The sequence below is a fragment of the Tunturiibacter psychrotolerans genome (assembly GCF_051013365.1).
Lineage (GTDB): Bacteria > Acidobacteriota > Terriglobia > Terriglobales > Acidobacteriaceae > Edaphobacter > Edaphobacter psychrotolerans_A.
Genome location: NZ_CP132941.1, coordinates 323,383 through 347,733 on the forward strand (window position 1 = coordinate 323,383; position 24,351 = coordinate 347,733).

Consider the following 24,351-nt stretch of genomic DNA (forward strand, 5'->3'; position numbering starts at 1 on the left):
TCACGCTGAATATTGCCCGCCACGCACGGCTTCGTCTCGAAATAACAAAGAGGAGTAAGGTGGCCAGCACCGCTCGACTCACGGCATCCCGCTGCAATGCCCCTGAAATAACAACGCCTGCTCAAGGTATCTTGCCCGCAATTCACACCCTTGGTTTAGGAGTCTTATCCGTCCTTCGCCGTTGCACAGTGTAATAAAAAAAAGGGAGACCGAAGCCTCCACTTTGGAATAGATAAATAATCAATCAGAAGTTTAACTTTAGTTGGAATTCCGTCGTACGGGGACCTCCGATGTCTGACGTACCTGAACCGCGCTGGACGCGATTCTGATCGTGAACATCGAAGCCATTTGGACCATTTAGCAGGCCAATGGAATTGCCGGTTGTGGTGTTTGCCAAGGTGCCATTGCTATAGTCGGTGAAATTTGAGAAGTTACCAACGTTGTAGAATGCGATTGCTGGTACCAGAGACATGCCTTCCCGAAACCTACTTAGTCGAATTGGGTAGGCAGCGTTCAAGTCAAGACTCCGATAAAACGAATTCTGAGGTCCGATCGCTTCCTGTAACGGTGCGATCGGCTGCTGTGTGGCCCGAAGAGCGCTGAGTTGCCCCTGTGTGAACAACCCTGCGGCGACCAGAGCCTGACCCGCCGGCGTTAGCTGCCCAGCCTGCGTTGCGTTGTATTGAGAGATCAACTTATTTAGGTTTCTCCCATTGAACTGATGCATAAACGCCCCAGGATTCGTTCCAGGAACCAGGTCGCCGATGGTACCGTCGCCAGTCACATCGGACATGAAGATGCCAGCCGTAGAATCGCCAGTAATTCCACCGTTGTCGAGGTTCAGATCAGACGCTGCTGCTGTATAAAAATGGCCAATGATCCCGATCTGCGGGCCGTACTTCAAAGTTGCCGAACCGCCGAAAGAAACCTGGTGAGTATGATCCAATCCATTCCGCCCCTGGAATGCTGTGGGATGGTCGTAGTCATACGATGAAGACGAGAAGAACTGATCGCCGATGCCGGTATTACCGTTGTTGATCGCAGGATTTGCCGTGGAAACGATACGCGACAACGAGTATGAGATCTGCACATTGGAAGACATGATTCCGGGAGCCGGGTGTGCCTTCTGTTGACGAAGAACGACTTGCAACGCATCGTACCCTGAACGACCGACAGGAAGGAGAAACAGGCCTTCGCCCAGAAGCGGATTGATCCCCGGAAACGCTGCCCCTGTTGCAACAGTCTCGCCTTTGAAGGAAGCAGGGTTGGCGCTGAGAAAGTTGTTACCCGAATCAAGACCATTTCCGGCAAAGTCAATAATCGAAGCTCCGGCGGCAATAGAACAGTTGATCGCCGCGCCACTTGCTCCTCCGGCGCAGCCCCGGGCGATGGTTGTGGCGGTTATGGCGTTTCGAGCCGCCGTAGGATTAAGTGTACGGGCGGCGCCGTCACGGTTCACATCGATCTGCTGTGGGATCTTAAGCGTTGAATTGTGGACGTAATCGACCGACAGTATTCCCCCCTTAAAGAGCTCGCGTTGAATACCGCCATTCCACTGTTCAGAATATGGGGTTCGATAGGGAGCAGCGTAGGCTGAACTACTAACAGTGAGGGTGTTTCCAACGAAGCTGCCGTTACTGGCAGGCCCCACCGATTTCGTCACAGCTTGGAATCTGTTCTGTAAATTAATAAAGTGCTGACCGGATTGGCTAAGAGGCTCTGAGCAAATTGTCGCGATAGAAACTCCACCATCCTCAGACACTACCGTGCCATCAGGCAAACTCAGTGTATTGGCGCCGCCACAGATGGATAGATCGTTTTCAAACAGGCCCGTCTTGATCATATTTGCGCGCGCGTTAGTAGTATTGTTGAAGACGTCGCTTTCGTAGAAGATACCAAAAGCTCCGCGGACGACAGTCTTATGGTCACCAGGGCTAAACGCGAAGCCAAGCTGAGGTCCGAAGTTCGCGTAGGGTTGGTGCACTTTCTTGCCAAAGCCGGGGAAGAACTGGTCAAGAAGAGGTGCATTTCCGGAACAAGGAGCGGTAAGCGAGGGGGCTACATCGGAGCAAAGCGGAGTCGGCAGATCCTGGTTCGCTCGATCTGTGTCCACGCTCCAGCGGAGACCCGCGGTCAGCGTGAAGCTTGGTCGGATCTTCCAGTTATCGGATATATAGGCGCCCTGACGCCAGTCTTCAGTTCCACCGCCCGGCAGATTGAAGCCCGGTTTCTCTGTAGAGAAGCCTTGACCATTTCCTAAACGTGCTGTCGACGCAGAATACCCATTCAAAGGATCTGAAGGACAGGGTCCTTGACTAGGATCCCCCCCACAATTCGCAAGTTGTGTGCTGGTGAGGAGCGTAATACGGGGAGCGAGCGCAAAGAAATTCGCAAAGCCACCGCCAAGAATGCGATTGAAACTATAACCATAGCGAATAAGGTGGGAGCCTTTAGTCCAGCTACCGTCGTAGCGAACCTGCTTGTCCGACTGGAAAGTATTTTGAGGAGCATCGACGTTCGGGCCCGAGAAGAGATTGGCCGTTGCCAGCCGGAAGTTCAAACCAGGGAAACCGTTATAGACGGCATTGTTTCCTAGGGTTCCGTCGAGCAGGAGGTTATGAAACTTCTCATAGCTGCCTCTGAAAGAGTGGGTGAAATGTCCAGTGGAGAAGTCGGCTCCTCCGGCAAGACCTGGCGTGTTATCCCGATTGTTGTAGATCTCGTAGCCCTGGCCGAAGTTCGAACTGGAACTATTCACGTCGTAGTTGGCGCGAGCGAAAAAATGCACCCCTTTAGGTCCGTTATAGTCGAGACGAACCGTCGAATATGTCTCTCTATAAGGAGACGGAACCGAAGGGAAAGCAGCCTTGATTGCCGCAAAGGTCGAAGCTAGCGGAACGGCGAGTGGAGACTCCTGCTTAATACGCTCCGCATTTCCGAAGAAGAAGAGCTTGTCCTTGATGATGGGCCCACCAACACTTCCACCGAATTGATTGCGTTGGAATGGGGTATCGAGGCCACCCAGAGTTCTCGCAAATAGCGCATCGTGGTCCTGGAATTGATAGAAAGCTTGGCCATGGAAGGCATTTGTTCCGGAATTGGTCGAGACCAGCACTTGACCGGTGGAAGTGACATCGCCTGAGACGTCTTGCGTTGAGCGGTTAAGCTGAAAATCTCCAATAGCGCCTTGCGACACGTTGAAGATCGTCGTTCCAACAGTTTCGTCTGTAATATCTTGCCCATCCAGAAGGATGCGTGTCGTACGACCCGAAATGCCACTGGTCGAAATAGCAGAATAACCAGCTTTCGTCGGATCAAACGACTCGCCGCTCTGAAGAATGACACCTGGCTCAATCTGAGCGAGATCTAGAAAGTTGCGCCCGTTCACTGGTAGCGAATCGATCTGTTCTTTGGTGATGACGTCACTAACCCCAGCTTGGTCGGTGTTCACCTGAAGAGCCGTGGCGTTCACCTCTATCGTCTCAGTGGTCGAGCCAAGCTGCAGCCGAAAGCTGCCGCTCGTGGCCGTTCCAGTACGTATCACTGTCTTAGTAGACAAGCGATTAAAACCCTCTGCAGTCACATTGACCGTGTAGTTGCCTGGATTGAGTGGACCGACGCTGTAGAAACCAGCTGAGTCCGTCTTTACCGTCTTATTCAGACCGGTATCCGGATCGACAATGGTAAGAATCGCACCGGCTACAACTGCGCCTGAGGAGTCCGTGATCGTTCCTTGGATCGATCCGCCATTTACCGACGTAGCCTGCCCCCAACTGATACCAACCGTAACGAAGAGGAGGACTGCGTACACTATTATTTTTTTCATTTATTTATTCTCCGAACTGTTAATACGAATTCATGCATTCAATGACCGGGTAGAGAAGGTGCTGAATTTCACGTGTGCAATTGCGAAGCCATTCTCAAATAACAGTAAAGATCTGATATATCAGATGTGATGTGTCACGGCAACTTTCGAAATGCGGATTCTGATGCTTGGAACAATATGCTTTTCTGTACATTGGCTTCTCCGTATGAAACTTTTGGCCACCTGAAAAATAAATACGAGCGGCCGCGCAAGAGTCAGCCAGTTTCCGACCAGTCGAGCTTTTGTAAAGGCCAGAACTCAGATAAGTTTCAACGAACAAAGAACAGTTGGCTCGCCCTCACCGACCGTTCCGTACCAGATCCGATCACCGTCGTGATCCACGTATCCCCTGATTTGTTAAGAGAGCCAGCCACATGCAGTCGAATAAGAATTGCTCGCGGAAACGGGCAAGAAGTACAGCAGAGTGACCCGCCCAAAACTATAGGAAACGAATCCTCAGATGCCGCAGGCAGGATTGATGGAACGCATTTGCGTAGCAGCAAGTCACGTGCTCAGGAAAATCCGACTGAATATAGTATTAGCCGAAGGCCCGCGTTTAGTTGTCACGTTTTTGTCTTCTCGTATTAAATTATCGAACGGTCGGTATTTTGTATTCAATGCTCTGAGGGCACGTCCTTAGTTAGGTGCTGAGATCGCGAGATCCTACAGGCAGCAGGATGCGACAGTTACTCTAGAGGGACAATCGGCAGCTCTTGCCCGTTCGGCTGGACCATCCTTCTTTCGAATCATATGTGACGTTAGTCTTCTGATGCTCCGGAGAAGCGCGGCCTCGGACCCGTAAGGCTCCCCGAAACTACGGCTTGACCATTAACCTACCCCTCCTGAGGGGGTAACGCACTATCAAAAAAGACAGGTTCAACGCTGTGGTTCTTGAGGTGGTCGTCCGACTTGAAGACGTCTAGAGTCTTGTTAGCAACGGAAATCATATCTCCGAATCGTAAGGGAGCGGAAAAGCGATATCCGCAATCCCGATCTGAATTTTGGAGCCAGAAATCCCGCCGGACGTAGAGATCTCAGTCCACACGACACATCTGAGTCAAAAGCAGGTCTCATAAGTAACACTTATGGAGACAAAACCGGTATATGGCATAAGAACCGGTGCTTCATCCATGAATAGGACGGATATGTCTCATTGTTTTGAAGCAGAAGAATTTCCTTGATAAGTAGCGGCGGCTGGATGCCGATCACGAGCCACCAGGAATTCGTACGGCCTGAGCCCCATACTCTCTCATGGCCGCGAGCTCGGCAAACGCGCATAACTAATCTCGTGGTTTCCTGGCCAAGGCTGGTCGATGAACGGTAACGTCTTCTGCGTCCTTCCGTTTCACACAAAGATTCCGACCAGTCGCGTTTTTGAGTCGGGCGAAGTAAGAGTTCCATCAAATAGTTCAGAAGGCAGAAACGTGCCTATCGAAAGAAAATAGCCTTCATCTCGGGAGCACGCCGCAGAATCGGGTTTGTGACAGCTCGTCAGCTTGGGCAAAAAAGCATCACCATTGTGATTGAAACAATGACATAGCAAGCAGCAAAGGGAGCTTTGTGTGGTTGAACCACACGCGAGTTTGCCGCTGCTCAAGAAGCGCAGCAGGCCGCATCATGAATCTTTTTCGACCATCCTCAGCTCGTTACGTTTCAGGCCATGTCCGGAAGTTGAATCATTCCAACGAGGCCTTTGCTTACAATGCGTCGAAAGCCGCACTGGATCAGTTGACGGTTCACGTAGCCGATGTATTGAAAGCCACGAATATTAACGTCAATTGAGCTCATCCGGGCATTTCTCGGCCCGATGGTTCCAACGGGAGTGTTTATCCACGGGTAAGGAATTGCGATGGTGAGTTTCGGTCCCGTAGACGTCATCACGATGGGGTCGTCAAGACGACTCCATGGGACTGTATTTTGTGAGGACAACCGCAGCCGTCGCTGGCTCAGCACAGTGGAAGTACCCTGAATTCCTTGGCGCAGAATGATCCAGGAGCTAGAAGCCTTGGTAACACTATGCTGGTAAGTCGACGGGCGGTATTTAGCACGGCCGTTGGAGTACGAGCGGCGCACTCTGGATGACGACACTAAGAACGAGGTTCTGTCCTGAGGCGTCCGCCATTCTGACATTCATCTGGTACTTGTTGAATGGTCCGATATCGACACCGCGTGTTGCATGAGACTACATGCCGTGTCTTAGTCTTAACGGCGGGAGGTGCGCTCACCGGCTTCAAGGTTAACTACCAAGTCGAAGGAGGTTTCGCCCGCGACGGTTGCGGCACCTGTGAGCGTTGCAAGCCGGCCTTGTTGCGTGAGCAAGGCAAACAACGTTCCCAACGGCGGACCTGACAAGTACCTTGGAGGGATTACGCAGCGGGGCTGAGGATTACATCATGACCAAAGATAATTTTCTGGTGAGGATTTATTCCTGTATTAATGTGAAGATAGCTCCGCTACTCTGCGCCGATACCACCACCCATTCCGCACGGTTGGATGATAGTGTCAGTCGCGGTACAAAAGTTGGGGAAGCTGTCGATGGTCTGTAACATCCGCCTGAGGTCATTGACATCAAAATCTCAAGCTAGTTGTCATGTCACACTAAAAGGAGAGATTGGGATCGATATGAGCAAGGGAACGGAGACTCGGAGCAGGATCATTGCCAAGGCTGCCCCGCTTTTCAATCGCAAGGGATACGAAGGCTGCACCATGCAGGATATTGTGGAGGCGGTCGGGTTGGAAAAGGGAAGCCTTTACGGCCATTTTCCCAATAAAGAGGCTCTTGCTGTTGCATCCTTCGAATATGCGTGGAACGAAACCGGCAGCGCGCGAATGGCGAAGATGGATAATATCCCGAATACGATCGGGAAGCTGAAAGTCCATGTCGCAAACGTTGTGTCACTCCCGTCATTTGACGGTGGGTGCCCTCTGCTCAACGCGATTACCGATAATGATAACGGCAATCCGGCGCTTAGGAAAATGGCCCGAAAAGCTCTCAAGGAATGGCGCCTGTATCTACAACAAATCTTCAAAGATGGTCAGGACAGAGGGGAGATAAGGGCGGGACTTGACCCTCAAGAAGCGGCTACCCTTATGATCGCTCTGCTTGAGGGAGCGATGGCCCTAGACCGTATAGATGGGAGATCAGGCTTTCTCAAAGGAGCCGGGAGGCACCTCAACTCCTATCTCGATACAGTAGCTTCCTAACCTATTTAGTCGCCAGGGCCGTTCGAAGAGCACTAAGTATCTTCCGATCGCGGCAGCGTTCCCACAGGCTTGCTTTAACGCGCAACCTTTTTCAGGTTTGCAGACTGTCTATGATAACTGCTGGTCAGACGGGCGCCCCCACCTGAGGCTTCTTCTCTACGGTCTGAGCAAACCTGGAGTGCCCGATCTTTTGTGCCGTTGGATGAGTTAGTGTAACGCAGCTATTTCTGAGTTCAGATAGCCGCCGTCGGGGGTGTGGAGAAGTGGGAAGCGCGTAGCGGTTTCCACTTCTCCATGCCCCGTGTTGGAAGTCAGCCATGCTTCCGGTGCCGGCGACCTGTAGCCGAGCGAGGAGTGTGGCCTGATCGTGTTGTAGTGGACGCGCCAGCGTTCGGCCAGCACGCGCAGTTCTTTCATCGAGTAGAAGATCTCACCGTTGAGGAACTCGTCCCGCAGCGTGGAGTTGAAGCTCTCGCAGTAGCCGTTCTCCCAGGGAGAGCCAGGCTCGATGTACAACGTCTTTGCTTCTGTCTTGGCCAGCCATTTTCGTAGGTCCTTAGCTACGAACTCCGGCCCATTGTCAGATCGAAGATGTTCCGGCACTCCTTTCAGCACCATGACATCAGCCAGTGCAGAGATGACCCTGCGGTGGACCCGCGGCGTTCTGCACGCACGAGCAGGCTCTCGCGCGTATGTTCATCGATCAGGTTGAGAAGCCGTACGCTGCGACCATCATGCGTCCGCGCGCTGACGAAGTCGTAGCTCCACACGTGGTTACGATGTGTCGGTCTGAGCCGTACACACGAGCCGTCGTTGAGCCACAGTCGTCCTCGTGGCTTCTGCTTCTGCGGTACCTTCAGTCCCTCGCGACGCCAGATACGCTCCACGCGGTCCTTCCCAACCCGCCAGCCGACTCGCTTCAGCAGTGCCGTGATCCGGCGATACCCGTAACGGCCGTACTGGCTGGCAAGCTGGATGATCGCCTGCGTGAGTGACATCTTCGTCTTCACGCCGTATCGCGCGATAGCGCTGCGTGCCGCGAGGCTGGTTGGCCAGCCGACACGCCCTGCGCTCCGTCACCCCATGCTTCTTTTGTGCATGAGCTGCTGCGATGCGTCGTCGCTCAGGGCTTAGAAGTTTCCCGAGGCGAAGTCCTTCAACACAAGGTTATCCAGGCTCAGGTTCGCCACCAGACGCTTCAGCTTCGAGTTCTCCTGCTCCAACTCCTTCAGCCGCTTCGCCTGGTCCACCTGCAGCCCACCGTACTCCTTGCGCCAACGGAAGTACGTCTGCTCAACGATACCGGCTTCCTTACAAGCCAGAGCAGTCGTCTTCCCGTTCGCGATCACTACCTCAATCTACCTCAACAGATTTACCACCTGCTCAGGCTGGTACTTCTTGCCTCGTCCCATATGCTCTCCTTGTCCAGTGTCTCTCTTCTCCACTGGCACATTTCAAGTCGGGCACTCCACCAACATGCGCTACTTCGAAAACTCCTATGGAATTGTCTCAGGCAATTCCCTTTTTCTCGCTGATTTCCGTGGCTCTTGTTTGCGCTATGACGTCAGTTACCTTTAGGCACTCGGCGAGTGCAACAGCCAACCGCATATTGCACATCACACATTCGCCTCTTGATTCAATCGGAGAGCTGCTTCGTCCGATGAAGACTCGGTCAACTCCCGTCCTACCGCTGGTCAAGCCATTCGTGCACCCGACCATGCCAACAAAGTCGCCCAATTGAGCATGCCGTTCCTCAACAGGCCCGGTCCAAGGAAACCTTGCCCGGCAGCACAATCGGCAGACCCGCTGCGCTCCACGCATGAAATCCGCCAACTACGTCCGTCGCACGCCAGAGTCCGAGATCCTGCAGAGATGCGGCCGCGAGACTTGAGGTATAGCCTTCGGAACACAACACGATCACCTGGAGGTCATGATCAATTGCAACCGGCAGCCGCGCACTGGATGCCGGGTCGAACCGCCACTCGAGCACGTTACGCTCGACAATCAGCGCCCCCGGAACACTGCCCTCAATCTCGCGCTGGCCTTCGGGACGAATATCGACGAGTATTGCCTCTGTTATTGCCACCCTCTCATAGGCCTCATCCGGAGATAGCCGTTGCAATCGGGAGCGTGCCGTCGAAAGCTTCTGCTCAATGCTCAGAGCCCCTACCCCGTTTTCGGGCTTTCGTCTCTGTGCTTGCCACTCCTGATCAAGCGTTTCAGTCCGCTCAGTCGCGCGTTCGCGCGATACCAGTCGACTCCCATCCAACTCGTACTCGTTCATCTCGTTGAGCGGAGGCGAATATGCGTGAATGCTCACCGCCGGTGCGAGGGAGACATTACGAACGTCGTGCGCGTAGTCGTGGCCGAATGCGCGCAACTGGCCGGGAAGTATCACTAGGGGTTGCTTACCAGGACGATGCTCCTCAAGAATCCCCGTCGCCACGACGAAGGCTCCCGAGGACTCACCGTGGTCGTGGAAGCCGGTGGATTGCCCAGGCATCCAGCTGATCGCCCACATGTCATAGTCCGGACCGTGATACAGCCGCTCATACCAGCGTCCTTCGGCGCGCAGACGCACCCGATCCATCCATCCGTCAGACGATGCGAACTGCGAAACGATGTCGGCGAGTTCCGCAGGTGTTCTCGAGACTGCGCCGGCCACGCTCGGCGCTGCTACCAATGTGCTGGTGCTCACCTCCCCCAAAGGTCGCTTCTCTGTTGCAACCTGCATGGAATCTCTCCAAAGCTGAACCATCCCAAACAAGTCCTCGCACGGCTTGTTGACGGTTACACGGCAAAATTATGGGAGTAATTCGGATGAGCTTTGGAGAAGGCGTTTCAGAGATATCTGAGATGTCGCTGCTCACCCAACGAAGAGCTGGTCGCAGCGACAACAATGAAGCAGGAGAGACGACATACAGTGACCCTAGCATGGCCGGGAGAATCGGGTCAATGCTTTAAGCGCGACCAAGGCGCACGCTTGTGGACATAACCCAGCGATTCGCGGCCGACGAGTCGACCGAACTGATCTGACATGCCGCCTTATCTCTGTCGGTCAGATTTCGGCTGGCTTCACTGATTTCGCCATTCCTTCTCAGTAGGTGATAACCCGACTTGGAACTAATCCAACCTGAGCCGCATGCCCGGAAACACAAATGAGAGACATTCGACTTGTCGTTAGCTATCGATTCTTCATGAGCGACGGTGATGCTCCGTCTCTAGAGTAAACTTGGGGCCAGGTGGTCCTAACGTCGTATGAGTTGAAAGTTGCGACGGTACTCCAGCGGTGTCGAGCCGGTATACCGTTGAACCCTCTTGAAAAGTGCGCCTGATCGCTGAAACCCATTCCCAGAGATATTTCGGCCAACGGTAGTAATCATATGGATGTGACCGCTGCAACTCTTTGGCAACGTGAGTGGTGCCGGGAGGGGGAAATCGAACCCCCATGGAATTGCTTACGACGGATTTTGAGTCCATTTTTCCGCGTTTTGCACAGGCGCGCAAGGAACAAGCTAGTCATAGCATAACCAGTTCTTTTTGTTTGACTTGAAGATTTCAAAGCTTCGCATCGAATCGCACGCAATCGCATCAAATTATGGTACAATCGGCACGAGAACCGGCACCAAGAAACCCTTGAAATAGGCGGGTTTTTGAAAATCACCTCGTCGGACTTTCCTACGTGCCTTCGCTACGACCTCACCCAGGACCTTAAGTGAATCAGAAACACGACATGAGATGCTGTCATACCGGCACCTAAACCGGCCCCCAATTTGCCCGACCGTTACGGACTTCGTGTTCAATGTCCCCCAATGTTTATGAAACTGCTTACGTTTGAGTTCTACCTTTCGCTCTCAGGTGACTTAGCTTCGCCTGCGCGACAAAGTCCTCAAGCTGCTCATCCCCGCGTTTGAGGCATTGAATGATATATATGCCGCAGCATGGTGAATATTGAGAGTGCGTCAGGTCCCAACTGAAGATGCTCATTCCTGACAATTTGAAACGACAGAAGCAAGCATGTGGAATGGGACACTTATCCAATGCGGAGTTCATCGAAAGTCGTGGGGGAAGCTACTGCCTTCGGCGCTGAAGTAGTGACCGCTCGCGATTGCGCATTGACTAGGAACTATCATGTCTCAGTGCGTTCGTCGACTTCCGAATAGCACGAGAAGAAGCAAGCTCGCGGTTCGAAACTTTGTTGGTTGCAAGGCAATCGCTTGTGACCGAAAAACGGTGTCGAAGCCGATGCGTGAGGCAAGCTAAGAAGGCGATGATCGATGCTGCCCTACGGCCCTATCATGGTCCTGAAGAGCAGATCTTCATGATCTTCTGCCGTTTGGAGGGTGATCTCAACTTGAGAAGATCTAAAAATCTTGCTGACTCGGCTCTGCGGTTAGAGGGCAGGCACGCGTAAGAATACCTGCCCCCGTGCAGTTCGAAACACCTCGAAATTTACTGGAATGCTTTGTTCCAGTTCGTCACCAGGTTATTCACATTGAGAGTACCGATGCCTGTTGCAAAATCCCATCCCGGCTTCGAGTTGTAAGCCTTCTCGTACTCCGTGCCCGAGACCGACAACGCGCCGAAGTTACCCGACGGCCTATAGCAGTTATACGACTCGTAGTTGTACCAAATGCAGTTCACATCATTGTCGCCCTGCGTCACGTCGTAGAAGGTGCAGGAGCTGTCCGCTCCTGCCCCCAGCGACGAGTTGCACGAGTTGTTGCCCGTCCCTCCATACTCCTGCTTCGCCAGCGCATAGTACACATAGTTCGGATTTCCTTGCGGAGTGCCCGTCGACTGGTTCACCAACGCTTGAATCCCCGCTACGATAGGCGCCGCAAACGATGTGCCACCTGCACCCGACCAGTTCACCGGGTCACCGGTACATGGTGTACCGCCCGTTCCGGCCGCAGGCTGGCTGTAGCAGAACGCATAATAATGACCCCACACGCCATTCGCGGCAAACAGCGATACATCCGGAATATCTCTCACGCCGTCCTTCGGATTACCGAACGCACCGGCCTGATAGTTTGGTTTTGCATATCCCTCGCATGTCCCGCCGTTCTCAGGATGAGGACGGAAGATCACAGGATGTCCATAGGCACAGTTGCTTGGCCCACCGCTGCCGCTCACAACCGTCTCGAAATACTCTTCTGCCAGCGGCGAATTGCAGAATCCGTTCGCCCCATACGGCACGTTGTATCCCTCGACATTTGTGATCAGGGTGCTCGCACATGAGTCGTTCCATGGAATCTCAGGGATGTAAGACTTCGCAGATCCGAACGTCGCGTTGTTGTTCTTCTTCCAGTACTGAGACACAGTTCCGGAGTATGTGTCGCTAAAGTCCGTGCCTCCGACTGCAACGTTGTAGGGTGTCGTTGCAAATCCGCTCGTCGTAATGCCGGTCATGGCAAAGTCCCCACCCGCATCGCAACTAGCCGCACCCTCGTCTCCAGAGGAGACAAACACCGACACGCCCTCTGCCGCTGCCTGTTCATACGCCTCGTTGAAACTCGCGTTGCCTGCCTGACCTAGCCCTGCCTCACACTCGCCATAGCTGATGCTGACGATAGATGGCGGCAGATCCTGATCGATTAATGTTTGAAGCGCAATCAATCCTCCAAACGTAGTCTCGCTATCCGCACACGAAGCCAACACAATCGCTGCATTCGGAGCGGCTGCACTCGCATATTCCGCATCCAGAATCGCCTCGCCATCGTTGCCAATCACATCGCCCGGATCCGTGCAGCCGCCCGGATGAACCTGTGTGAACGTACCCTTGGCGTACTTGGCCAGGCCGAACACACCGCGAAAGGTGTACCAGTCGCCCGTCGAATAGACATCGGTGTCCTCAATCACCACCACCGTCTGTCCCTTGCCCGTAATCCCGTTCTTGTAGACCGGTTCGAAGTTGTAGATAGTGTGCAGATCATCTGGCACCACGAGCTGCGTCGCGCTATCCGCAGTGTAGTCAGACTTCACACCATTGGCCGCAACGGTTCTTGCTACAACCGCCTTGGACGCACCATCAATCCGCGCCGAGCTGATCCCCTTATTCGCCGGTTTCGGACGGAAGTCGTTCAGCGAAGATATACCAATCACCACATTCGCGAGCGCCGCAGGTATCTGCGGGTTTTGCATGTTGGACAGGTGCTTGACACCCGCGACATCGAGCGTGTGCATCTGTGCCTTAAACGCAGAGTTTACCTGCGCCGCCGTTCCGGAGAAGTCGATCACCATCCCGCTGTCCGACACACGGTTTACCTGGAGGCCGTTCTCCTTCAGCCACTTCGTCACAGCCGCGATATCTGCCGGATTCGGTCCATACTCCTCGCCGTACTCCTTAGCCGTCAGCCAATGATGAAATGCAGGATTGCTCGGCTCATGCATCGCCTGAATTCGCTCGTTCAACGCCGTCTGCCGATCTTCCGGGCGCTTCAGCTGCAGCAGCATGTGGTTCAGCTTCAACCCATCCGCCACCGCACCACGATCATTCTGTGCGTTTGCCTCCGGCCGGAGATTGCCTGCCAGGGTTACCGTCTGCGTCGCCACTACGGGCGAAGTTACCAACAGCTTCGCCGCGGTTGCGCTCTGTGCAAGAGCGGAAGGTATCGGCAGTGCCGCTACCGCTAGAAAGTAAAAAGTGCGGGCTAACTTTCCCTTCAAGAAACAACACTTCATCTGATCGGCCTCGGTGGAACAAATCCAGGTTTACCTGCGACGAGGTTGCAGCGGCGAACCCGTTCGGAAAGAACGCCACATACGAATCGGTCTGTGCCTGGTTCAGCACAAAACAGTTTGGTTGTTGGAGAAAATCTGATGAAAGGTTAGCGCCAGTTTCAAATGAGTGGGAAAATGCAAAGGATAATTTTGGAAGTACCCAAAAGGGTGGTTCGCCATTATGGCCTACGTGTCGAGCAGCCCTCGCTGGATCGCGATCACCACCGCCTGTGTTCGATCGTTTGCATGCAACTTGAGCAGAATCTTCTTGACGTGCATCTTTACCGTGTTGTCGGTCACAAAGAGCAACTCCGCGATCTCTTTATTGCTCTTTCCCTGCGAGATCAGCCCTAACACTTCGACCTCTCGATCGCTCAACTTTCCTGATGTGATGTACTGGGTCAGCTTCTCTGCTGTCTCGGGCGAAAGAGACCGTCCGCCGGCGACTACATGGCGGACCTGTTCGGCCAGTGTTGCTCCATCAATGCCCTTGAGCAGATACCCCCTCACACCCAGATTGATCGCCGTATAAATTGAAGCATCGCCCTGAGCGGAGCTGAGAATGATAATGCGACCGTCCGGATGGCTCTTCAGAATAGTACGCACAACGTCAAAACCGCTCTGGTCAGGGAGCCGAAGATCAAGCAGCATTACGTCGGGTAGGAGCGCCAAGTACATCTCAACCGCTTGCCGGCCATTGGCGGCAAGACCGACAATCTTCATCTGATGGCGTGCAAGTACACCTGCCAGCCCCTCGCGCACCATGGGATGGTCGTCAACGATCAGCACCTCGATAGGTCTTACAGCTTCAGCGAGCGGATTTGTCTCCAGAACTGATCTCCTCTTGTGACCTTCGACTTCGGTGCCAAGGTCTCCATGGTGCCTTCGTTGTTTTTACCTGTAGCGAGACCTTTGTTCCCTGGCCCAGGGTACTGTCAATGGTGAGAGTTGCGCCAATACGCTTTGCGTGAGCTTGCATGCCCCGAAGACCAAAGTGCCCTTCTCTTCCTTGACGTTGTGTGGCTTCGTCGATGCCTTCGCCATCGTCTACAACAATAACCTCGAAAGAGTCTGGAGAAAAAATGATCTTCACCTCGACGTGTTTTGCGTAGCCGTGTCGAAAGGCGTTGGATAAAGCCTCTCGACAGATGCGGTACACCTCGTCACGAACAAGGGGATCGATTGGCCGAGGCTCCCCCGCGGTCGTCAACTCAAAGTCAGGAAGCGCGCTGAGTCTGAACTCAGCTTCTGCATGTCGTAAAACATCGACTAGGCTGTACTCCACCACCGCAGTAGAATGAAGATTCGAAACCATATTGCGATTACGCGCTATGCTTCCACGCACTCGGTCAGCCAGCGTGCTGAGAGACGTGGAAGCCGTCTCTGGTTGATCGTTCAGTTGAAAACCTAACAACTCGAGCTGAAACGCCACCCCGATCATGTCCTGAATGACAGTGTCATGGATCTGGTAAGCAATGCGTTCGCGCTCCGCAGCTCGTTCTTGAAAGCGAAGGCTGAGGCGCTCTGCCCGGAGGCGCGTTCTCCTACGCGTCACCTCAACTGCGATGCCCACGAGCACAAAAGCCAGCAATGCCCGAAACCATCCTGTCTGCCAGAAGAACGGTTCCAGCTTGAGTGCAGCAGTAGCAGCCACTCCGTTCGAGACACCTTCACGATTCGTGGCAACGACCTGAAATGTATAACGGCCGGGCGGCAGGCCAGTGTAGGAAACGACACGTTCTGTTCCAGCGTCGATCCACTGCCTATCCCATCCCTCAAGTCGATAGCGAAATCGAATTTGTTCGGGAGCAGTATCGGAAGGTGCGGTGTAGGCAAAAGTGATGCGATGGAGTCCTGGAGAGATCGTAGTCATGTCCGCGCCAAGATGTTGATCATCGACTTGGATATAGTCGAGCACAGCTTGCACGACTGGATCTGGCAGGTGTGGATTCACAACGGCGATTCCGTGCACTGTAGCAAACCAGATACGCCCGTCTCGTGATCGGATGGCTGTCACCTGATTGAGAGGAAGTACATCGTTGCTTTTGAGACCGTCGGCACGATCAAATACCTCAGGGATGACATGGTCAATCTTCCCTTCAGCGAAAGCCATCCACTGGGTGCGGCTCAGGCATGCAATGCTTCGTGGCGTGACGACCCAGAGATTTTCCTCCGCATCTGACACAACGTCCAGCACGAAACTTCCAGGCAATCCCTCGGCCTGCGTGAGAATTTTTCCTGAACCCAGGTTCTTCCGTACAGAACCCTCATCCGGCCATAGCATCAAACCACGCATTGTCGCTACTGCCAAACCATGTCCGGGCCATGCTGCGCTGAGAATAGGATGCGGAGTGTTGACCACTGGCTCAAATCGTTCGCCGGTCCATCGTTCGAGCTGCGTGTCTGTCCCCGCCCAGAGCTCTCCCTGTGGATCGGTCGCGAGGTACCGGATGGAACTATCCGTTTTCGGCTGCCCTACGTCGACGCTTGATAGCCTACGATCCTTCAGACGGAAAAGTCCGTGATGCAAAACGCTGAACCAGAGACTTCCATCGGACGTTTCTACAGGAGTATTGACGTACCCATGCGGCATGGATGGCATTTTGGTGAACTTGGATCCCCTGCGCTCGAAGATGCCATAGTCGGAGATTGCGATCGCAGGAGCGGCTCCATGTTCGGCAAACCCGCGAATCTGACCAGCAGGAAGTCCTTGCCCACGTCCATAGAGTGTTCTCCTCCCGTCCTTGAACTCGGCGACGCCACCCTCCAGTGTTCCAGCCCAGATCCCGCCGTCCCGCTGCTCAAAAATTGCGTCTGTCTGACTCCGCCCACCCGCTGGGTCATCGCTAACGCGGTAACTTGTAAAGATCCCATGATGAAACCTCTGGAGTCCGGCAATCGTCCCGATCCAAACATCATGATTGCTATCTTCCAGAAGGACTCGTACGTCATCGCTGGCAAGCCCGCCAGCAGCGGTCATCAGCTCGGTCTGGTCGCCGTATCTGCGGCTCAGTCCATTTAATCCACCACTCGCCATCCACAGTGCTCCGCGATGATCGACCATCAGGTCGACGAAATTGTCGAGTCCGGGGTGCGGCACCAGTTTGAAGTCCCCACCATCAAACCGAAACAGCTTATGTCCGTCGCCTGCATACATCTTGCCCGAGGCGTCTCCGAAGAGAAGTTGGATACCGGGATAGTTGTATCGAATTACCGAGTGATCAGCCTGTACAGCCACAACGTGTTCGCTATCGGTAATCCAGAGTGTTCCGTCTGTGTTTTCGAAGAGGTCACGCACTGGATGGGTATTGGACGGCAGAGGTACAGCCTCCAGCGCATCGCCCCGCGTTCGCATCAGTCTATCGTTGGAGACGATCCAGACGCCTCCATCACGGGCACGCGCAAGCGCCTGGATTAGAGCATGAGAGTTGCCAGGAATACTGATCGTGACAAATCGATTGTGGGTGTAGTGAAACAGCCCCGTGGTACTGGCGATCCAGATCCCGTCGTCTTTGTCCCGCACTAGCTTAAGTATTCTTTCCTGCAGCTCCGGCGGCGCGTCCTTCTCGAAGCCTCTGAAATGTGCACCATCAAACCGCGCTACACCGTTCAGCGTTCCAACCCACAGAAAGCCATCGGGTGTCTGCGCAAGTGCTGTCACAAAGTTCTGCGGCAGACCCTGTTCGGTGGTCCAGGTAGAGAGAACCTCGTTGCGCAAGAGAGGTTCTGAATCTGTTGTCTTCACGTCTTGCGCGTTCAAGGCTAATGAGAGCACCAAGCCGACACTTGCAAGGTCAATCTTTCGTCTCCACCGCAAATCTTCGCCCTAAAAAAAGTTCCCTTTTGTGAGTGCCTCTAATATTTAGTACAGACCTTGAGTATAGGCGGCCTCGTCTCATTCACGCTGACCGAAAATATTGAGGATGTCGAATTTCGCACCAGGCAGCCACCTTCGAAGTTGATGTTCTGGTGGCATCGTCCATTTCGGGTAAGAGGCGCCACAAAGTCAGGCATTGCGTCGGTGAGTGATAAATCGCCAATGCGTTGAAGGCCCCAGATGGTATCCTCGAACGCTCGGTGAGGGCCTTCCGGATTGCCGTCACCACGGAACCCGGAAGGGAATCCTATTCGCTGTGGCTATTCTGGTTCAAAGCCTGCAGTTTCCTACCTTGATGTCGACTAGCACGCTTCTATCTGCGTCAGCACACCATCCCACAGCCTCAGCCGCGCACGAAGCGCCTCCTCGGCAGCCTGGGATGCCTCCTCCCAAAGTGCTGGGTCGTCATCACATAGGTCGGCAACCATCTTCAGCGACAGCGGTCCATGGTCGTCACCGTCAACCTCGATATGCCTTTCCAGATACCAGACAAACTGATCGAGTTCGCCACTCATCTCCTGGTTGAACTGACATACTAACGATCGAAACATGTCCGGAATCGCATCCTCGCGGCCAAACGCGAAGGCCGCGGCCTGGGCAGCAGACGAGCCCCTGTTAATGACTCCGAAGGTCGTCTCGACAAACTCTTTGGCCGCTACCGGGACTCCTTCGAAACTCAGCCTGTCAACGCCCAGCGCAGCGCAACTTACTACGCGGCGAATCGCACGAGTATCTGCCTTCACCTGCTCCATCGCTTCGAGATAAATCTCGAAATGACTGATCGTACGTCCCTGATATTCGTCGCTCTCCTCGCCCAAGACAATCGCGTTGACGAAGCGTCGGCTCACAGGGAAGAGTGTCGGCACCCAAGGAAGATCCACACACGTCAGCTTCCGCTGTAGTACCTTAAGCAGACTCATAAAGTCCCACACCGCGAAGACATGCGACTCCATGAAAAGGCGGACGTGACCGAGCGTGCGAATCTGTGAATACAGGGGATGCGCAGCCAACTGCCTGCGCAACGGCGTGAGGCGCAATTCTATGGCTCCAATTGAATTGTCTACTCCGATAAGGTTCACCTTCTTATTATCGCTGCCGGATGGCGGTTTCCCGAAAGCGGTCGCTTCACTTCCTGTTTGCCGACAAAACCATCCGGAACACCACAAGGTTCCCTGTTCAGGCTCAATGAGTGCATTGGCGATTTAGCAACAACTGAGATTCGCCGAGCAGCGATTGCTTCCACAAGCGCGTTTTTCACGGCTAATCGGACGTCATACGACTTTCCAAGCTCGATCCTGCTGCGGGAATCGAGCGGCAGCGGTTAGACCCGGCCTTGCTTTGCAAGGAACCTCTTGCTCAACCATCTCCGTACAGGCTCGTCGTAAAGTTTCAGGCTTGCATACGCAATCGCGATGGCCGCGATCGCGACCAGAAGCTCTGGAAGAAAGCCCTGAGCTAACGTCGGCTTATCGATTACTACCCACGCAGTGTAGATGTAGATCAAAGGATAGTGCGTGATGTAGAGCGGATAGGACAAGTCTCCAAAAAACCGCGCCACTCGGATCGATGGACCGTCAACACGCTTCTCACCGGCACCGATGGCCACAATGATCGGGAAGATAACGATGATGCAGAACGCTTCGTAAAGGCCATTCATCCAGTGGTGCTGCGTGCCTCCGAACCGCGGAAGCGACAGTGCAACAACCAGGAGCAGACTGGAGATGCCAAATGCACCCTTAAGCTGGATGCGCGCTCCGAGCCGGCAGAGCAGAATCCCTGCGAAAAACGGGAACAGAAGCCGTGCGAAGCCGACGTGCAGCTCCTTTGTATTAAGAGCCCAGCCACCAATGAGGTCTCCGCGATGCCCAAAGACTGCGAGCTGAACGAGAAGAATTGCTGCCAAAAAGACGAATACGCTAAGGGCCCTCTTTGAGAGCTTGCGCAGGCCAAGCGCGTAGAGGATGTTGGCGATGTACTCGAAAAAGAGCGACCAGGCCGGCCCATCGAGCGGATGCATCTCCTGCCAGCCCCGGATGTCCATGGAGATGGGGAGAGGAAGCAGGGTGCAACCCACGACCATAACCAGCATCATCTTCCACACGGGGGTGACAGCGATCAGGGGAAAAACTGGACCCTTCTGGAAATAAAAGAGCGCCGCACCAATAAGGCTTCCCATGATGACCATCGGTTGCAGGCGGATGAGCCGACGCTTGTAGAACTCCCACTGCGTCATGCGCGTCCAACGATCGTCGTACGCATAGGCGATAACAAAGCCGGAGAGCATGAAGAAGAAATCAACCGCGAGGTATCCATGGTTGATGATCTGCTTGACCGGATTCTCATTCGAGAACGGCTCGAAGAGGTGGAACGCCAAGACCATCAGCGAAGCGACGCCACGGAGACCATCAAGTATGACGTAGTGGTTCTTGGTGGGCGCGATTGCGGTGGTAGAAGTTGCAGCGAAAGCAGTTTCCATAGGGCCGTCCGGGATTTGTTGAAACGCCGGATAACCGGCGGTATAGGTAGCAAGTTCTAGTAGAACACGCTACCGCGTTGGGATTAGCGGAGGCGCACTGTCCCTTTCAAAATGGCATCAGTGGATGATGGTCCAGCGGTGATAAGAGTCTCGCGGAGAACGCGATTCAGCGTCGCATCTCAGGAGAGCGGATTCGAGTCGATGAACGCACTCCTGCGGATGTAAGCCCCGGATCCAGGACGCGTTTACTTATGCACCATCTTTATTAGGCACCCTCGAATCTCAGTTGGCGACATCAGGCCGAAGCACTCATTGAGGCTACAGCCACACTCACTGAGTGACTCGGCGATTTTGCACCAAGTGAGCGCACCGGGGGCCTGACAGACGAGAAGCGCGCTTGTCGTTACCTATCAATGGTTGGAATTGCTGAATGCTTCGTTGCGACAATGATCACAACGGTGTGCTCTTGCTCACCGCGGAAGAGACGAAATCGATGAAGACTCTCACTTTGGGCGGGACGTAGTTGCGAGATGGATAGACAGCGTAGATCGGAAAGCGCTCATCGCCCCACTCCGGAAGCAGTTCGACGAGTGCTCCCGTCTCGAGCATTGGTTTGACGGCGACTTCAAGGACTTGCGCGATTCCCCAGCCAGCCACACAGATGCCGTGGAAATTGACGATGTCGCTCACGATCAGTCTTCCCGTCGTTGCGATCTTCACAATCTTCCGGCCACGATGGTATTCCCATGGAAACGTTCTGCCGGTCTCCGGGTTGCGATAGTCGATGAGAGTGTGTCCGTCCTTGAGAAGATCGCTGGGATGATCCACCTTCCTATGCTTTGCGAGGTAATCAGGCGCTGCGACCGTAATGACGCGCGTGTCCAGAAGCTTCTTTGCAATCAGTCTGGATGAAGGCAATTCGCCCACGTAGAGGGCGATATCAAGGCCCTCGCCAACGAGGTCTCCGAGCTTGTCACTGCTGATGAACTCTACGGAAAGTTCAGGGTAGTCTTCGAGGAAAGCCTTGAGCTGCTTCCCGTCGATCACATGCGCCAGGGTGTGGTGCATCTTGATCCGCAGCCTTCCGCGCACCTTGGACTGTTCTTCCGCTGTGGAGGTGAAGGCATCTTCAAAAGCCTGCAGCAAGGGTTCCAGCCGTTCAAACAGTCCGCGCCCGTCGCCGGTGAGCGAAACTGACCGCGTGGTGCGGTCAAGAACGCGGACACCGAGGCGCTTCTCGAGCCGTGCGACGGACCGGCTGGCAACCGACTGAGATAGATTCAGAGACCTGGCCGCGTTGGCAAAACTTCCGCATCGGACCACCGCCACAAAGACATTTGAATCGCTCAGGGTCTGTTCATCGAATCTCATGATTATCGCTTTCAGCGCAATACTACTATGCATTCTATGCGCGAACCTCCACAATCTATCCGCGCGTCCTATACCTGTGCCGAGTTTTCGGCTACTGAGGAGGGGATATGGTTGCAGTCACTGGAATCACAGGCAAGGTCGGAAGCCGGGTTGCGCGCGGTCTTCTCGCGCAGGGACAAACCGTGCGGGCAATCGTCAGGAGTCAGCCAAAAGGAGACGAGTGGGCAGCCCTTGGCTGCGAGGTATTTGTCGCAAGTGTTGACGACGCGGCGGCAATGACAGAGGCCTTCCGGGGCGTGGACGGTGTCTTCCTGATGACCCCTCCCAACTACGATCCCGAACCCGGCTTCCCGGATACCCAAAAGAACTCTGTGGCGATCCGCACGGCAATCGAAGAAAGCCGCCCGGGAAAGGTTGTCTTCTTATCGACAGTGGGAGCTCAGGTCACAGAGCTAAACCTGCTCAACAACTCCGGGATGACCGAGGCAATGCTTCGTACCGTGCCGGTTCCAGTGGCCTTCCTGCGGGCGGCATGGTTCATGGAGAATGCCGCCTGGGATATCGAATCCGCAAAGAGTGGCGTGGTGCACAGCTTCCTGCAACCACTCGATCACCGGATTCCGATGGTGGCAACGGAAGACATTGCCCAAACCGCAGTCGAACTGTTGGGTCAATCATGGAATGGCGTTCGCATCGTCGAGTTGGAAGGGCCAGAGCGTTACTCCGCCAATGAAGTGGCTGCTGCGCTTGCGAGCGCGCTCCACACCCCTGTGCGGAACGAAATGATTCCTCGCTCCACGTGGGAAGAGCTGTTCCGTTCGCAAGGAATGAAGAATCCGCTTCCTCGCATACGCATGGTGGACGGCTTCAATGAAGGATGGATCGATTTTGAATCAGGACAGCGTGTTTCACGAAAAGCCAGCACCACGCTGCAGGCTGCTCTTCAGGCGTTGGTCTCGGAAAAACAAAGCTAAGTCTGCACTCACGTCACCGCATGAAAGGAACATAACGATATGAGCCACATCTTCATCACTGGATCTTCAGACGGACTTGGCCTGATGGCTGCACAACTGTTGGTTGAACAGGGCCACTCCGTCGTCTTACATGCACGCAACGTCCAACGCGCTGAAGCAACGCGTCGCAGACTTCCCGGGGCCGAAGCCATCGTTACGGGCGACCTCGCCAGTCTGCAACAGATGCGTTCGGTCGCAGAGAATGTCAACGCACTTGGAACCTTTGACGCCATCATTCACAACGCAGCTGTCGGCTACCGCGAACCGCGGCGGGTCGAGACGGAGGATGGGTTTGCCCATGTGTTCGCCGTCAACGGCCTCGCCCCCTACGTGCTCACCGCACTGATCCATCCGCCTCGTCGACTCATCTACATCAGCTCCGAACTGCACAAGCAGGGTGATCCGAGTCTCAGCGACCTGAACTGGACCGAACGGCCCTGGCAAGGTCAACAGGCGTACTCAGACTCGAAGCTCCACAACGTTCTGCTTGCGTTTGCCATGGCCCGCCGGCTGCCCGGCGTACTCTGTAATGCGATGACGCCCGGCTGGGTGCAAACGAAGATGGGCGGCGCCGACGCCAATGATGATCTTGACCAGGCACATCGTACGCAGGCATGGCTCGCGGGAAGCGACGACCCTGCCAGCCAGGTCTCTGGGAAATACCTCTATCACCTGAAAGCCGAAGATCCTCTGGCAGCAGCATTGGACGGAAGTCTCCAAGATCGCTTCGTCGCTGCTTGTGAACAGCTTACTGGCATACGAATCGCAGCTTAGCCTCGAAATCCACGTACAGACCCGGCTCGCTCTCAGCAGGAGTTTTCTTTTTACAAGGAGAAGAACAGTGAAGACACAACAAATTACGAAGTACATTCTTGGAGGCGTGATCGCTGTGGGTCTCACCTTCTTCTGCGCTTCGTCGAACGCACAAGCGAAGGAGAAGAAGATGAATGAGGCACTGACCATCAACGGAGACGGCGCTCAGCGCAATCCAGATATCCATTGGCCCAAAGGACAGCACCCAGAAGACGCCGACCTCTATGCCCACAACGAGATTATGGTGAATGCGAGTTGCGAAACCGTATTTGCGAATGTCGTCGATGCCCAATCGTGGCCGAGCTGGTATCCCAACTCCCACAATGTTGTCGTTCATGACAGCCCAAACAACAAATTGCACGAAGGGACCACGTTCTCCTGGGACACGTTTGGTGTACACATCGAGAGCACCGTTCACGAGCTCGTGCCCAATAGCCGAATTGGCTGGTGGGGGTTGGGCACGGGAATGAAGGCTTATCACACGTTCCTGCTGGTTAAAACTGACCAGGGCGGCCACATCATCACCGAAGAGATCGTGAGAGGTGAAGGCGCTATCAAATTCCGGCAGGAACAGCCGAACGCAATGCACGACGGCCACGATCTTTGGCTAAAAGTGATCAAAGAGCGCTCTGAAAAGCAGAACTAAGGGTGACATCTTGGGGTCGAGCCTGCTTGGCTCGGCCCGTCACATACCGATAGCAGTTAATTGCATCTGGATCCCCGAGTTGAGCTAGTGGAGAACGCCCATCTCGCCATGTACGATTCAGGATTTACGACAAATCGCCAATGCGCTCATCGAGCTCTGAATTTGGAACTCACGGTCGGCATCCGCGGCACCGAACGGCGTTCGGGAAAGGGCGAGAATAATCTAGCTCTGCCCGATTGCTGCGCTACGTTTCAAGAGCAGCTGCGAAGCTAACGAACTCTGCGTCGGTTGGTAAAGTTGCTCCACGAAACACTTTGTTGCTGCGTATCCTTAACGCATCGCAAAGGCTAAGTTAACGCATGG

Annotated in this window: 12 protein-coding genes and 1 pseudogene; 4 read left to right on the forward strand and 9 right to left on the reverse strand. The window is 54.4% G+C overall.

Features of this window, described 5'->3' with window-relative positions:
- Positions 1-244: 244 nt before the first annotated feature.
- Positions 245-3,826 (reverse strand): carboxypeptidase regulatory-like domain-containing protein, encoded by a 3,582-nt coding sequence (locus RBB76_RS01305; protein ID WP_429633240.1) that lies wholly within the window; start codon positions 3,824-3,826, stop codon positions 245-247.
- Positions 3,827-6,487: 2,661 nt separating this feature from the next.
- Here RBB76_RS01305 and RBB76_RS01310 point away from each other — a divergent pair.
- Positions 6,488-7,069, forward strand: a complete 582-nt coding sequence (locus RBB76_RS01310) for a TetR/AcrR family transcriptional regulator (protein WP_429633238.1) — start codon at positions 6,488-6,490, stop codon at positions 7,067-7,069.
- Between the two features lie 207 nt (positions 7,070-7,276).
- Here the strand turns inward: RBB76_RS01310 and RBB76_RS01315 are convergent.
- From RBB76_RS01315 to RBB76_RS01350, 8 genes and pseudogenes are all read right to left on the reverse strand, one after another.
- Positions 7,277-8,427 (reverse strand): annotated as a pseudogene (locus RBB76_RS01315) (IS3 family transposase).
- Positions 8,428-8,822: 395 nt separating this feature from the next.
- Positions 8,823-9,803 carry a rhodanese-like domain-containing protein gene (locus RBB76_RS01320; protein WP_429633236.1) on the reverse strand — a complete coding sequence of 327 codons (981 nt, stop codon included), beginning with the start codon at positions 9,801-9,803 and terminating at the stop codon, positions 8,823-8,825.
- Positions 9,804-11,521: 1,718 nt separating this feature from the next.
- Complete coding sequence (locus RBB76_RS01325) at positions 11,522-13,753, reverse strand: S53 family peptidase (protein ID WP_429633234.1); 2,232 nt, start codon at positions 13,751-13,753, stop codon at positions 11,522-11,524.
- A 225-nt stretch (positions 13,754-13,978) separates the two neighbouring features.
- A complete protein-coding gene (locus RBB76_RS01330; protein ID WP_429633232.1) occupies positions 13,979-14,581 on the reverse strand; it encodes a response regulator in 603 nt (200 codons plus the stop codon).
- Positions 14,582-14,600: 19 nt separating this feature from the next.
- On the reverse strand, positions 14,601-17,537 hold the full coding sequence (locus tag RBB76_RS01335; RefSeq protein ID WP_429633230.1) for a two-component regulator propeller domain-containing protein: 2,937 nt from the start codon (positions 17,535-17,537) through the stop codon (positions 14,601-14,603).
- Positions 17,538-17,971: 434 nt separating this feature from the next.
- Complete coding sequence (locus RBB76_RS01340) at positions 17,972-18,706, reverse strand: DUF3050 domain-containing protein (protein ID WP_429633228.1); 735 nt, start codon at positions 18,704-18,706, stop codon at positions 17,972-17,974.
- Positions 18,707-18,990: 284 nt separating this feature from the next.
- On the reverse strand, positions 18,991-20,145 hold the full coding sequence (locus tag RBB76_RS01345; protein WP_433963500.1) for an acyltransferase family protein: 1,155 nt from the start codon (positions 20,143-20,145) through the stop codon (positions 18,991-18,993).
- Positions 20,146-20,595: 450 nt separating this feature from the next.
- Positions 20,596-21,516 (reverse strand): LysR family transcriptional regulator, encoded by a 921-nt coding sequence (locus RBB76_RS01350; RefSeq protein WP_429634933.1) that lies wholly within the window; start codon positions 21,514-21,516, stop codon positions 20,596-20,598.
- Between the two features lie 107 nt (positions 21,517-21,623).
- On the opposite strand from RBB76_RS01350, the gene RBB76_RS01355 reads away from it, so the two are divergent.
- The 3 genes from RBB76_RS01355 to RBB76_RS01365 all read left to right on the forward strand — a co-directional run bounded on the left by RBB76_RS01355 (position 21,624) and on the right by RBB76_RS01365 (position 23,988).
- Positions 21,624-22,490 carry an NmrA family NAD(P)-binding protein gene (locus tag RBB76_RS01355; protein WP_429634934.1) on the forward strand — a complete coding sequence of 289 codons (867 nt, stop codon included), beginning with the start codon at positions 21,624-21,626 and terminating at the stop codon, positions 22,488-22,490.
- A 39-nt stretch (positions 22,491-22,529) separates the two neighbouring features.
- Positions 22,530-23,303: an SDR family NAD(P)-dependent oxidoreductase gene (locus RBB76_RS01360; RefSeq protein WP_429634935.1), complete on the forward strand. Its 774-nt coding sequence runs from the start codon at positions 22,530-22,532 to the stop codon at positions 23,301-23,303.
- Positions 23,304-23,370: 67 nt separating this feature from the next.
- Positions 23,371-23,988 (forward strand): SRPBCC family protein, encoded by a 618-nt coding sequence (locus RBB76_RS01365; RefSeq protein WP_429634937.1) that lies wholly within the window; start codon positions 23,371-23,373, stop codon positions 23,986-23,988.
- Positions 23,989-24,351 lie beyond the last annotated feature (363 nt).